This window comes from Microbacterium schleiferi (assembly GCF_038150145.1).
Lineage (GTDB): Bacteria > Actinomycetota > Actinomycetes > Actinomycetales > Microbacteriaceae > Microbacterium > Microbacterium schleiferi_B.
On the sequence record NZ_JBBWSA010000003.1, the window covers coordinates 20,027 to 32,081 of the forward strand.

Below are 12,055 nucleotides of genomic sequence, written 5' to 3' on the forward strand. Positions count from 1 at the left end.
GTCGAGGGAGGATACCCACGTGGACGGTGGAACGATGAGCGAGGCCGTCGTGGGCGAGGAGCTTGTGCGGGCTACTCCGTATCGCGGTGCTGTGACGATCGAAGAGGTAGCTGCGGCCGCTGGCGTGTCGCGATCGACGGTCTCGCGCGTTGTCAACGGCTCCACCGCCGTGAGCCCCGCGGCGCTGGATGCCGTCAATCGCGCGATCGCCGAGTTGAACTATGTGCCCAACCGCGCTGCCCGGTCGCTCGCGAGCAGGCAGACGCGCGCTCTGGCACTGGTCGTGCCCGAAGACACGACCCGCTTCTTCGGTGACCCGTTCTTCGCCGCCATCGTCTCGGGGATCAACGCGGGGCTGCGCTCGTCTGATTACGTGCTGAACCTCTTCATTGCCAGCGACGACCCGGGCGACAAGACGACGAGCTACCTGCGGTCGGGAAGCGTCGACGGCGCGCTGATCGCCTCGCACCACACGAGCGACACGTTCATCGATCGCATCGCCGCGGCCGTCCCGGTCGTCTACGGTGGTCGTCCGGTGCGCGAGCGCGGCACCGACTACTACGTGGATGTCGACAACGTCCGCGCCGGCTACGACGCCACCCGGTACCTGATCGAGAAGGGTTACACCGACATCGGAACGATCACCGGACCCCTCACGATGCCCGGCGGTGTAGACCGGCTCGCCGGGTACCGGCAAGCGCTCGCGGAAGCCGGCCTTCCGGAAGGCGCGCACGCCGACGGCGGGTTCACGACCGACGGTGGCGCAGGCGCGATGCGCCGCATCCTGAACGCCGGGCCCCCGCCGCGCGCGCTGTTCATCGCGAGCGACCTCATGGCCCAGGGTGCCATCTCGGTGCTCGCCGGCGCGGGGCTGAAGGTGCCGACGGATGTCGCCATCATCGGTTTCGATGACTCGCCGGTCGCCGAAACCGTGGACCCACCGCTCACGACGATTCGCCAACCGTCGTTCGAGCAGGGGGAGCACATGGTGAGCGTGCTGCTCGACCTGCTCGCCGGCGGGACGCCCCCGCACGCGACGATTCTCGACACGGAACTGATCGTCCGGCAGAGCTCCTGAGGGCAGTCCCGCCGCCGGGTCGGGGTCAGGAGCTCGTCAGGCGGTCGATGAGTTCGCGGTACTTCTCGGCAGTCCGCTCGACGATCTCGGCGGGCAGTTCGGGGGGCGTGCCGGTCTTGTCCCAGGCTGCGGCGAGCCAGTCGCGCACGATCTGCTTGTCGAAGCTTGCCATGCGCTCGGCCGGAGTCGTTCCGGTGCGCCAGGCCTCGGCGTCCCAGTAGCGGGACGAATCGCTCGTGAGCACCTCGTCGGCGAGGGTCAGCTCTCCGTCGCGGATGCCGAACTCGAACTTCGTGTCAGCGAGGATCAGTCCGCGCGCAGCGGCGGTGTCAGCGGCGCGGCGGTAGGTCTCGAGCGACAGGTCGCGCAGCTGAGCCGCGCGGTCGGCGCCGACGAGCTCGACTGTCTGCTCGAAGGTGATGTTCTCGTCGTGTTCGCCCAGCGGCGCCTTGTACGCGGGGGTGAACAGGGGCTCGGGAAGTCTGTCTCCGTTGCTGAGCCCCGCAGGCAGCTGGATGCCGCACACCGTGCCGCTCGCGGTGTATTCGGCCCAGCCCGAACCGGTCAGGTACCCGCGCACGACACACTCGATCGGCAACATCTCGAGGCGGTGAACGAGCATGGCCCGGCCGCTCACGGCATCCGGTACCTCGCCCTGATCGCCCGCGAGATGATTCGGAATCGGCACACCGCCGTCAGCCCCCGCGAGCTGCGCGAACCACCACAGGCTCAGCGTGGTCAGCAGTGTTCCCTTGCCGGGGATGCCGGGCTCGAGCACGTGGTCGAACGCGCTGACGCGGTCGCTCGCGACCACCAGCATCCGGGTGTCGGCGTCGTCGTCAGGAAGGTAGAGGTCACGGACCTTGCCCGAGTAGACGGGATGCCATCCGGGCAGCGAAACGGGAGCGCCGTGATCTGTCACCCGAGCATTCTCGCAGGTCGCCTTCTGGTGCCGGGGACCGATCACAGGCGAGCGAGCGACTCGATGTCTTCGGTGAACTCCGCTGCTGCTTCGGGCGATACTGTCGCGCGAGTGGATGCCAGCGCCGCGAGGTAGTCCTCGGTTTCGAGACCTGTCGCGGAGTCTCCCTCGCGCATCGCGCGCCCCAGCGCCTCTTGTGAGGCGCGCCGCGCGGCGTACTCAATATCCGCGGGTGTCAGCCCTCCACTGGCCTGCACGAGCTTCGGCAGGTCGAGTTCGCTGAGGGAGTCGATCGGGATGTAGCGCGTCCAGATTGCTTCGCGGGCCTCGGCATCGGGCAATCCGATCGGCAGGACGTAGTCGAATCGCCCATGGCGGAGGAAGGCTGCATCCAGCGCTCGCACGAAGTTCGTCGCGCACACGAGCAGCCGACCCGGACGGTCGCGGAACTCGGCGATGAGCTTGAGCAGCTCGTTGGTCACGCCCTGCGTGGGCGAGGGTGGCGTGCCGCCGCGGCGGGATGCGATCTCTTCGACCTCGTCGATGAACACCACCGCGTGTTCGAGCTCACCGATCTTCTCGAATGACGTGCGTAGGGCGCTGGCCATACCGCCGGGGGCATCGCCCAGCCGAGACGGGAACAACTCGACGAACGGCCAGCTCAGGCGGGAGGCCACCGCGCGGGCGAAAGTGGTCTTTCCGGTTCCGGGCGGACCGAACAGCATGACAGCGCGCGGTGCCACGACCCCGAACCGTGCAGCCAGCTCGGGTTGCGCGAGCGGGGCGACGAGGCGCTCTTCGAGCAGGTTCTTCTCCTGTCGCATCCCCGCCACCGCGTTCCACAGGTCGCGGGGAAGAACGCGGCCACCGACCTCCTTCAGCAGATCCAGTTCGCGCCGCTGCACGGGGAGTCGGCGCTCGAAGTAGCGCAGGTGACGCTGCTCGTGGAAGCCGTTTTGCACCAGGTGCTGGGCTCCGCCGCCCTCCTCGGACACGAGGGCCGACAGCGTCCCCAACCCCAGCGGTGCCATCCGGCGTTCGAGGGCATCGAGCAGCTCGCCCGCGACACCCGGATCGACCTCGTCGTCGAGGGCGAAGAAGACGAGCCACCCCTGGGCGTGCGCCGCCCGACCGACGGCGGCGCCGACGACCTCCTCGCCGACGACGGCAACGATGGCGACGTCTTCGCGGCACGAGGCGATGACTTCGGCTAGCGAGTAGACAGCGCCACCCGAGCCGGCAACGGATTGCCACAGCCGCACGACGCCGTCGATGTCATCTGCGTGAGCCTCCCGCACGCGCGGGTGCTGCCGGATCCGAACCATCGGTGACCTCCCCACTGAGACCTGGCATCCGCGGCGACGGCGGATCTGAGCCGATCTTGGCGGGTGCAGGAGTCGCCTGTCTACTGGCATTCGATGGGAGGGCCCTCGCCGGGTTGTTCGGATGTCGAAATGAGCGTATAGTCCATATGGACTAGCCAACATGGACTACTTTGGACGGACGAGCCCAATGAAATCCGCGCACCACCCGCTGACGCCCATCGCGATCATGGCGATGGCGCTGCTGCGTGAGCACGACATGCATCCGTACGAGATGATCCGGCTATTGCGCCACCGCCGCGATGACCGCATGGTCCCCATCACGAACGGCACGTTCTATCACACGATCGCGCGCCTGCAGCGGGCGGGCTTCATCGACGAAGTCGGCAGTGATCGCGATGGCAACCGCCCCGAGCGCACGACCTACACGCTCCTTCCCGCGGGCGCCGAAGCGGTACGCGCGTGGCTACGGGCCGAACTGCCGCGGGTCGATCGCCCGATCGAGTTCCGTGTGGCCCTTGCCGAGGCGCACAACCTCGAGCGCGGCGAGGTGATCGAACTCCTCCGGCAGCGAGGAGCTCAACTCGACGCCGACTACGCCGAGCACCGGACCGGGCTCGCCGAAACACGCGCCGGCAGCGTGCCCGAGCAATACCTGATCGAGGTCGAGCGGCAGGAAGTCCTGCTCGCCGCCGAGACCCGGTGGCTCCATCAGACGATCGACCGCCTCTCCGACCCCGGCTACGCCTGGGGCGGCGACCCGAAGCCCCACGAAACCGTCTACCGCGCGCAGAGAGAAGCCGCACGCTCATGACTGAGACCACCCGCCCCGCTGCGCCGCCGGCATCCGACGCTCCGGCACGGAGCCCCTGGCCCGCGCTGTTCGCGCTCGTCATCGGGTTCTTCATGATCCTCGTCGACACGACGATCGTCGCTGTCGCCAACCCCGCAATCAAAGCGGCCCTCGACCCGAATACCGCCAACCTCGACAATGTGGTGTGGGTCACCTCGTCCTACCTGCTGGCCTACGCGGTGCCGCTGCTGATCACCGGCCGCCTCGGTGATCGGTTCGGGCCCAAGACCATCTACCTCATCGGACTTGTCATCTTCACGGGTGCTTCCCTGGCCTGCGGCCTCTCGCCGACGCTCGGTGCACTCATCGCCTGGCGTGCGGTTCAGGGGCTCGGCGCCGCGCTCATGACCCCCCAGACCATGGCTGTGATCACGCGCACGTTCCCTCCGCACCGCCGCGGTGCTGCCATGGGCCTGTGGGGAGCCACCGCCGGCGTCGCAACCCTTGTCGGCCCGCTCGCCGGCGGCCTGCTTGTCGACGGACTCGGCTGGGAATGGATCTTCTTCATCAACGTTCCCGTCGGCGTCATCGCGTTCGTGCTCGCGGCGGTCCTCGTGCCCCGACTCGAGACGCACCGCCACCGCTTCGACATCGTGGGCGTCGTCCTGAGCGCAGCTGCCCTGTTCTGCATCGTCTTCGGGCTGCAAGAGGGAGAGGCCTATGACTGGGGCGTGATCTGGGGCCCGATCTCGGTCTGGGGACTCATCATCGTCGGGGTCATCCTGCTCGGGATCTTCATCTGGACGCAGGCGCGCACCCGCAGCGAACCCCTCGTGCCGCTTCCCCTGTTCCGTGACCGCAACTTCTCGCTCGCGAACCTCGCTATCGCCGCTGTCGGCTTCGCTGTCACGACCATGGCGCTTCCGCTCATGTTCTTCCTGCAGCTGGCACGCGGCCTGACGCCAACCGAATCTGCCCTCTTGCTGATTCCGATGGCGGTGCTCTCGGGAGTGCTCGCACCGCTAGCCGGGCGGTGGCTCGACCGCACCGACGCCCGGTGGTTGCTCGTGCCCGGCATCCTTCTGGTCTCGGTATCGCTGTGGTGGTACGCCGCAATGCTGAACGTCGACACCCCGATCTGGATGTTCCTGCTCCCGTCGGCCCTGATGGGAATCGGCAACGCGGGAATGTGGGGCCCGCTGGCTACCGCCGCCACGAACAGCCTGTCGCCCCGGGAGGCTGGCGCGGGCGCCGGGATCTACAACACCACTCGCACCGTCGGCTCGGTGATCGGTTCGGCTGCGATCGCGGCGTTCATGCAGTCACGGCTCGAAGCGAATCTTCCGGGAGCTGCAGGCAGCACCGAGAGCTTCGGGGGCGGTGTGCTTCCCGCGCCCGTGGTCGATGGCTTCTCGACGGCCATGGCGCAGACACTGATGCTGCCGGCATCCGTGATTCTCATTGCTGTCGCGGCGTCGCTGTTCATCCACCGCAAGCCGCGCGAAAGCGCTAGCTGACGCGGGCGGCGATGTCGGAGCGGAACTGGCCACCCTCGAGCGTGATCTTCGAGAGCGACTCGTAGGCACGCGAGCGCGCCTGGCCGAAGTCGTCACCGATCGCCACGACATTCAGCACTCGGCCGCCGGTCGCCACGAGCCCCTCGGGTCCGGCGGCCGTTGCGGCATGCGCCAGGTGAACGCCCGCAACGGATGCCGCGGCGTCCGTGCCTGTGATCGGCCGGCCCACCTGCGGGGCCGCGGGATAGCCCTCGCTCGCGAGCACGACGGTGACTGCTGCGGTGTCGTGGAAGGTGGGCTGCGCTACGTCCTCGAGGTTGCCGGAGGCGGCCGCCAGCAGAAGCCGCGACAGCGGCTCGACCAGGCGCGGCAGCACGACCTGCGTCTCGGGGTCGCCGAAGCGCGCATTGAACTCGATGACGCGCACGCCACTGTCAGTGAGAATGAGCCCGGCGTAGAGCAGTCCGATGAACGGCGTGCCCTCGGCATCCAGCTGACGGATGACGGGCTCGGCGACCTCACGCGTGACCTGCTCGACAAAGGCGGCCTCGCCGCCCCACCCCTCATCGAGCCACGGGAGCGGTGAGTAGGCGCCCATGCCGCCGGTGTTCGGACCCTCGTCGCCGTCGCGGAGGCGCTTGAAGTCCTGGGCGGGACTCAGCGCGCGCACGGTGTCGCCGTCGCTGAGGAAGAAGAGCGAAACCTCCGATCCTGACAGGAACTCCTCGACCAGCACACCGCCGGTGCCGAGGTATTCGGCAGCGTGCTCGAGCGCCGCCTCGCGGTCGTCGGTGACGATGACGCCCTTGCCCGCCGCGAGTCCGTCGGCCTTCACGACGTGCGGGGCCCCGAATTCATCGAGGGCAGCGGCGACCTCGTCGAGCGTAGCGGCATGGGTGGCACGCCCCGTGGGGACGCCGGCTGCCGTCATGATGCGCTTGGCAAAGGCCTTGGATCCTTCGAGCTGTGCGGCGGCCTTACCCGGCCCGAAGGTCGGGATGCCGCGCTCGCGCAGCGCATCGGCGACCCCGGCGACCAACGGCGCTTCGGGCCCGATCACGACGAGTCCGATCGACTCGGTCTGTGCGAACGACGCGACCGCGACGGGGTCGTTTGCGTCAAGGGCGACCACCGTGACGTCCTGGGCGATGCCAGCGTTTCCCGGGGCAGCGAAGATCTCGTGCGCCTCCCCTTCGCTTCGCAGCGACGTGATGATCGCGTGTTCACGGGCACCGGAGCCGAGGACGAGGATTCGCACCCGGTCAGCCTACCGACCGGCGTAGCGTGGAACCGTGCCTCCCAAGATCACGACCGAAGCCGGACGCGCCGCCCTGGGAGCCGTTGCAGACGGCACGGCCGGCCGACCCGAGACCGCGACAGCTGTGCGGTATCTGTTGCAGCTGCTCGCCGAGAAGGCCCCGGGCGCGACCGTCGAGGTCCGCGTTCCGCCGTTCGGGGCGACACAGATCATCGAGGGGCCGCGCCACACCCGCGGAACCCCACCCAACGTCGTCGAGATGGATGCCGCCACCTTCATCGACCTCGCGACGGGGGTAAGCGGGTGGTCGGATGCCGAAACCTCCGGGGCGCTCCGAGCCTCCGGAGTGCGCGCCGACTTCTCGCATCTCCTCCCGCTCCGACCGTGAGCGCAGCATCCGTGCCGGGCTGGGCCGACTACCGGCGATCGATCGGCGATCGGTCGTCCCTCTTCGCCGCGCTCGCCCAGCGGTGGCCGATCGAGCGTGCCCTTTATCGCGCCGGGCGGACTGCTCCTGGCCAATACGAGTCACGGCGATGCCAGTGTTGCAGCGCTCGATCCGCGCCCCGACCTCGTCGCGACGGTGCACCACCGCGCAGATGACTACCGCCTCGACGAGCGACATCTCGAGGACTACCTCGTTCCCACGAAACCCGCCAGTGCGGATGCCAACCTCATCAGACAGAGCGGACGGGGCATCGCCTACACCCGAACCGCCTGTGCCTACGTCTTCCGGTTCACACCCGGCGCCTGAGTGTCGGGGCAGTGCGAGAATAGACACCATGTCCCCGACGAGTGACGACCACCTCGAGCAGGTGACGGTGCGGCGCAGCCCGAAATACTCCGTCTTCCTGCTGCTGGGCGGTGCCGTGGGCCTGCTCGTCGCGATGATCCTGACGTTCCTGTTCGACGGGACGACACAAGAGAGCCCGAACACGGGCCTCGTCTACTCCCAGATGCAGGTCTTCGGGTTCCTGCTGTTGATCTTCGTCTCGGCAGGCGTCGCCCTCGGCGGCGCGGTGGCCCTCATCTTCGACCGGATCTACGCGCGTCGCGCCCGCACGATGCGGGTCGAGCACGAGCGCATCATCTCGGCCGACTGACCGGAACCGGGTGAGGGCAGTCACATGGCAGTCCAGCGCGAGTCATCCTCACCCGACCCCCACGAACACGTCATCGACGTTCAGGTGCAGCGGGTTCACGTGCGCCGATCGCCACGGTACGGGCGCATCCTCGGCGTCGGCATCGCTGTGGGCCTCCTCATCGCTGCGGTACTGACCACTCTCGGGGCGGTGTCGGGCGACGGTGTTGCCTCGTCCGGCGAAGCGGGGGTCATCTGGGCGTTCGGGCTGAACGCGATGGTGTCGGTGGCAGTGTGCCTGCTGATCAGCGCGGGCATCATCCTCATCGCCGAGCGACGCACCTTCCGCCGCATCCGCGACGCACGTGCTGCGCAGGAGGTCACCTTCGTCGACGACCTCGCCCAGCCGATGACCGATCAGCCGCCACCATGGATGCGCGACGAGAGCTGAGGACGCGCCGGTAGGCTGTTCGGGTGGAGTCCCACAACGCCCCCAGCAATCCATACACCGCGGCCGGTGTCGACACGGCAGCGGGTGACCTCGCCGTCGAACTCATGAAGGCAGCGGTCCGTCGTACCCAGGGCCCCGAAGTCCTCGGTGGCGTCGGTGGCTTTGCCGGCCTGTTCGACGCGTCGACCCTGCGCGCCTATCGGCGTCCGCTGCTAGCGACGAGCACCGACGGTGTCGGCACGAAGGTCGCGATCGCGCAGGCCATCGACAAGCACGACACGATCGGCCAAGACCTCGTCGGTATGGTCGTCGACGACATCGTCGTGGTCGGTGCGCGACCCCTCTTCATGACCGACTACATCGCATGCGGCAAGGTCGTGCCCGAGCGCATCGCCGACATCGTCGCCGGCATCGCGCGCGGTTGCGAAGAGACCGGAACCGCCCTGGTCGGCGGCGAGACCGCTGAGCACCCGGGCCTGCTCGGGATCGATGACTACGATGTCGCGGGAGCTGCAACGGGCGTCGTTGAGGCTGACGCCGTGCTCGGGGCCGATCGCGTCGAGAGCGGCGACGTGGTTCTCGCGCTTGCTTCGAGCGGACTCCACGCCAACGGCTACTCGCTCGTGCGCCACATCGTCTCGGCATCCGGGCTGTCGTACACCGACACGGCGGCGGAGTTCGGTGGCGCTTCCTGGGGTGAGGTTCTTCTCGAGCCCACCCGCTTGTACACGGCGCCACTGCTTCGCCTGATCGCACAGTCCGGCGGCGGCGTCCACTCGCTCAGCCACGTCACCGGTGGCGGAATCGCCGCGAACCTTGCTCGCGTGCTCCCGGCGGGCACCTGGGTCGATGTGGACCGTGCGACCTGGACTCCACCGGTGGTGTTCCAGTCACTTGCCGACCGTGGCGGCATCCCCCTCTCAGACACCGAGGGCACGTGGAACCTCGGCATCGGCTTCGTTGCGGTCGTCGCGGCAGATCGGGCGGCGGATGCGGCATCCGCGCTGTCTGCCGAGGGTATCGCCGCGTGGCAGATCGGCGTTGTCTCCGACGGGCCGAGGCCCAGTGGTACGTACGTGGAAGGGGCGAAGGGCGTCGACGGCGGTGCCGTGCGCCTGGTCGGATCGTTCGCCGAAGGAGCGCAGTAACACCCCATGTGTGGAATCGTCGGCATGGTCGGGCGGGGTCCCGTCAACCAAGAGATTTACGACGCGCTTCTGCTGCTGCAGCACCGCGGGCAGGACTCCACCGGAATCGCCACGGCGGAACCGAGCGGGGTCTTTCACATCACCAAGGCGCGCGGCCAGGTCCGTGAGGCGTTCCGTACGCGCGACATGCGGTCACTGCTCGGCACGATCGGGCTCGGCCACGTGCGTTATGCCACCAAGGGCACAGCCTCCAGCGAAGAAGAGGCACAACCCTTCTACGTCAACGCGCCGTACGGCATCGTGCTGGTACACAACGGCAACCTCACCAACACGCGCGAACTCACCGACGAGCTCTTCCACAAGGATCGCCGACACCTGAACACGAGCTCTGACACCGAGCTGCTGGTCAACGTCCTCGCCGGCGAGTTGCAGGCGACGGTTTCGGGGATCGATCTCGAGCCCGACGAGATCTTCGAAGCCGTCTCCCGCGTCCACGCCCGCGTGGAAGGCTCCTACGCCACCATCGCCCTCATCGCGGGCCACGGCCTGCTCGCATTCCGCGACCCGTTCGGCATCCGTCCCCTGATCCTCGGCACGCGACGGGCCCCCGACGGGTCGTACGAGTGGGTGGTCACGTCCGAGTCCCTCGTGCTCGAGAACGGCGAGTTCGAGGTCGTCCGCGACGTCATGCCGGGCGAAGCGGTGTTCATCGACATCGACGGACACCTGCACACGAAGCAGTGCGCCGAGGACCCCCAACTCGTACCGTGCTCATTCGAATACGTCTACCTCGCGCGGCCGGACTCGATCATGAACGGGATCTCGGTCTACGAGGCGCGGCTGCGGATGGGTGACCGCCTGGCCGACACGATCGCGAAGTACACGCCCGAGGGGACGATCGACGTCGTCATGCCGATTCCGGACTCATCCCGGCCCGCCGCGATGCAGGTCGCGCGCAAGCTCGGCATCGAGTACCGCGAGGGGTTCTACAAGAACCGTTACGTCGGCCGCACCTTCATCATGCCGGGGCAGTCGGCCCGTAAGCGCAGCGTGCGCCAGAAGCTCAACGCTATGTCGAGCGAGTTCAAGGGCAAGAACGTGCTGCTCATCGACGACTCGATCGTGCGGGGAACGACCTCGAAGCAGATCATCCAGATGGCACGGGATGCCGGTGCGACCTCCGTGACCTTTGCCTCGGCTGCACCTCCCGTGCGCTATCCGCACGTCTACGGCATCAACATGCCGACCCGCCACGAGCTCGTCGCCCACGGGCGATCCATCCCGGAGATCGCTGAAGAGCTGGGTGCCGACTACGTCGTGTACCAGGAGGTCGCCGACCTCAAGGCTGCGATCCTCGAAGGCTCGGATGTCGAGGATCTCGACATGAGCTGCTTCGACGGGCGCTACATCACGGGAACCGTGACGGAAGAATATCTCGACTGGGTCGAGTCCAGTCAGGAATCCTGAGCGGGAGCGCGACGACGGGACGAGGCGCGCTCAGGCGGTCTCGTCGAGTTCGTCATCCTCGTCGTCGAACTCATCGGCCCACTTGTCGACGTACAGATCATCGTCGGACGGGTGACCCAGTTCCTTCTCGAGCGCCGCATAGTTGACGCTCGGGCTGTAGGACTTGAGTTCGCGGGCGATCTTGGTGTGTTTCGCCTTTTGACGGCCACGCCCCATGCGAGACCCCCTCATTTCTGACCCGCGGGCTGAAGCGCGGGTCTCCGCACTCCGCAGCCCGTGCATTCACGAATCCGGTCTTTCGCCGGGAAGAGTAGCATTCAGAATATCACGGAGCCCTCGAGGGCCCGCGGCTGTGCGCCCCTCGGCTCCGCATGTCGAGGAGGGAATCCCCATGGCGGACGAACGGCCAGAGCTCACAACGGCGCCCCTGGATGCGGAGGCGGTCCGTGGCGCGGTCATCGTCGGGGTCGTCCCCGACCAGAACCCCCGCGTCGTGAAAGAAGCTGCGAAGTTCGCCGCGATGATGAAGGCACCGCTCGTGGTAGCCCATGTCGACGTCACCCGGTTCGTGACCTACGAGGATCCCGACGGGTACGTGCACACCGCGCCGATCGACGTGAACATCGCACCGGGCGAGGCAGATATCGACCTCGTTCGCGCCTCGGTGGCCCACGCGCTGGAAGGGATCGACGTCGACTGGCGCCTCCATCAGCTCGTCGGCGACCCGGCCCTGGCGCTCAAGCATCTCGCCGAGCAGGTCGACGCTCGGTTGCTCGTCGTCGGGACCCGCAAGCGCGGTATCGGCGAGTCGATTCGAGAGTTCTTCACCGGTTCGGTCGCGGCGCGGTTGGTGCACCGGCAGGCGCGCCCGATCCTCGTGGTGCCCCTGGGCGAGCCGGCCCCCGACGACGAGGACCTCTGGCCGACCAGCTGACCGGCCCGATCGCAGGATCGACCGAGCCGCGACGGCCCCGGAGCATGCGAGAACGCTGATCCATCCTGCAATCGGTCCGCGGGG

The 12,055-nt window shown here is 67.8% G+C and carries 14 protein-coding genes; 10 read left to right on the forward strand and 4 right to left on the reverse strand.

The window, feature by feature from the left end; all coding sequences use genetic code 11:
- Positions 1-34: 34 nt before the first annotated feature.
- Positions 35-1,078, forward strand: coding sequence for a LacI family DNA-binding transcriptional regulator (locus AADH62_RS03605; RefSeq protein ID WP_341578309.1), 1,044 nt, complete (start codon positions 35-37; stop codon positions 1,076-1,078).
- A gap of 25 nt (positions 1,079-1,103) precedes the next feature.
- Here the strand turns inward: AADH62_RS03605 and AADH62_RS03610 are convergent, their stop codons facing one another.
- Positions 1,104-2,000 (reverse strand): phosphoribosylaminoimidazolesuccinocarboxamide synthase, encoded by an 897-nt coding sequence (locus tag AADH62_RS03610; protein WP_341578310.1) that lies wholly within the window; start codon positions 1,998-2,000, stop codon positions 1,104-1,106.
- Positions 2,001-2,041: 41 nt separating this feature from the next.
- Positions 2,042-3,325 (reverse strand): ATP-binding protein, encoded by a 1,284-nt coding sequence (locus tag AADH62_RS03615; RefSeq protein WP_341578311.1) that lies wholly within the window; start codon positions 3,323-3,325, stop codon positions 2,042-2,044.
- 187 nt (positions 3,326-3,512) lie between these two features.
- On the opposite strand from AADH62_RS03615, the gene AADH62_RS03620 reads away from it, so the two are divergent.
- Together AADH62_RS03620 and AADH62_RS03625 are read left to right on the forward strand one after the other, a co-directional pair.
- Complete coding sequence (locus tag AADH62_RS03620) at positions 3,513-4,136, forward strand: PadR family transcriptional regulator (protein WP_341578312.1); 624 nt, start codon at positions 3,513-3,515, stop codon at positions 4,134-4,136.
- On the forward strand, positions 4,133-5,632 hold the full coding sequence (locus AADH62_RS03625; protein WP_341578313.1) for a DHA2 family efflux MFS transporter permease subunit: 1,500 nt from the start codon (positions 4,133-4,135) through the stop codon (positions 5,630-5,632). Before AADH62_RS03620 ends, AADH62_RS03625 begins: the two co-directional genes overlap by 4 nt.
- Here AADH62_RS03625 and purD read toward each other — a convergent pair.
- The gene (gene purD / locus AADH62_RS03630; RefSeq protein ID WP_341578314.1) at positions 5,625-6,890 is read right to left on the reverse strand and encodes a phosphoribosylamine--glycine ligase; all 1,266 of its coding nucleotides are present in this window, start codon (positions 6,888-6,890) and stop codon (positions 5,625-5,627) included. The two genes, AADH62_RS03625 and purD, sit on opposite strands and share 8 nt — an antisense overlap.
- Positions 6,891-6,924: 34 nt before the next feature.
- On the opposite strand from purD, the gene AADH62_RS03635 reads away from it, so the two are divergent.
- From AADH62_RS03635 to purF, 6 genes are all read left to right on the forward strand, one after another.
- Complete coding sequence (locus tag AADH62_RS03635; protein ID WP_341578315.1) at positions 6,925-7,278, forward strand: sterol carrier family protein; 354 nt, start codon at positions 6,925-6,927, stop codon at positions 7,276-7,278.
- 96 nt (positions 7,279-7,374) lie between these two features.
- Positions 7,375-7,644 (forward strand): hypothetical protein, encoded by a 270-nt coding sequence (locus AADH62_RS03640; RefSeq protein ID WP_341578316.1) that lies wholly within the window; start codon positions 7,375-7,377, stop codon positions 7,642-7,644.
- A 28-nt stretch (positions 7,645-7,672) separates the two neighbouring features.
- Entirely contained in the window at positions 7,673-7,993 is a 321-nt protein-coding gene (locus tag AADH62_RS03645) for a potassium transporter Trk (protein ID WP_341578317.1), read from the forward strand.
- 24 nt (positions 7,994-8,017) lie between these two features.
- Entirely contained in the window at positions 8,018-8,422 is a 405-nt protein-coding gene (locus tag AADH62_RS03650; protein WP_341578318.1) for a hypothetical protein, read from the forward strand.
- Between the two features lie 23 nt (positions 8,423-8,445).
- Positions 8,446-9,570, forward strand: coding sequence for a phosphoribosylformylglycinamidine cyclo-ligase (gene purM / locus AADH62_RS03655; RefSeq protein WP_341578319.1), 1,125 nt, complete (start codon positions 8,446-8,448; stop codon positions 9,568-9,570).
- A 6-nt stretch (positions 9,571-9,576) separates the two neighbouring features.
- Positions 9,577-11,037, forward strand: coding sequence for an amidophosphoribosyltransferase (purF, locus tag AADH62_RS03660; RefSeq protein WP_341578320.1), 1,461 nt, complete (start codon positions 9,577-9,579; stop codon positions 11,035-11,037).
- 30 nt (positions 11,038-11,067) lie between these two features.
- Here purF and AADH62_RS03665 read toward each other — a convergent pair whose 3' ends face one another.
- Complete coding sequence (locus tag AADH62_RS03665) at positions 11,068-11,253, reverse strand: DUF3073 domain-containing protein (RefSeq protein ID WP_228179361.1); 186 nt, start codon at positions 11,251-11,253, stop codon at positions 11,068-11,070.
- Between the two features lie 175 nt (positions 11,254-11,428).
- Here AADH62_RS03665 and AADH62_RS03670 point away from each other — a divergent pair, with 175 nt between their 5' ends.
- Positions 11,429-11,971 (forward strand): universal stress protein, encoded by a 543-nt coding sequence (locus AADH62_RS03670; protein ID WP_341578321.1) that lies wholly within the window; start codon positions 11,429-11,431, stop codon positions 11,969-11,971.
- Positions 11,972-12,055 lie beyond the last annotated feature (84 nt).

Coding starts and splice junctions, on each gene's coding strand:
- AADH62_RS03605 (WP_341578309.1), top strand. CDS start 35: ATGAGCGAGGCCGTCGTGGGCGAGGAGCTTGTGCGGGCTACTCCGTAT.
- AADH62_RS03615 (WP_341578311.1), bottom strand. CDS start 3,325: ATGGTTCGGATCCGGCAGCACCCGCGCGTGCGGGAGGCTCACGCAGAT.
- AADH62_RS03620 (WP_341578312.1), top strand. CDS start 3,513: ATGAAATCCGCGCACCACCCGCTGACGCCCATCGCGATCATGGCGATG.
- AADH62_RS03625 (WP_341578313.1), top strand. CDS start 4,133: ATGACTGAGACCACCCGCCCCGCTGCGCCGCCGGCATCCGACGCTCCG.
- AADH62_RS03645 (WP_341578317.1), top strand. CDS start 7,673: ATGTCCCCGACGAGTGACGACCACCTCGAGCAGGTGACGGTGCGGCGC.
- AADH62_RS03650 (WP_341578318.1), top strand. CDS start 8,018: ATGGCAGTCCAGCGCGAGTCATCCTCACCCGACCCCCACGAACACGTC.
- purF (WP_341578320.1), top strand. CDS start 9,577: ATGTGTGGAATCGTCGGCATGGTCGGGCGGGGTCCCGTCAACCAAGAG.
- AADH62_RS03665 (WP_228179361.1), bottom strand. CDS start 11,253: ATGGGGCGTGGCCGTCAAAAGGCGAAACACACCAAGATCGCCCGCGAA.
- AADH62_RS03670 (WP_341578321.1), top strand. CDS start 11,429: ATGGCGGACGAACGGCCAGAGCTCACAACGGCGCCCCTGGATGCGGAG.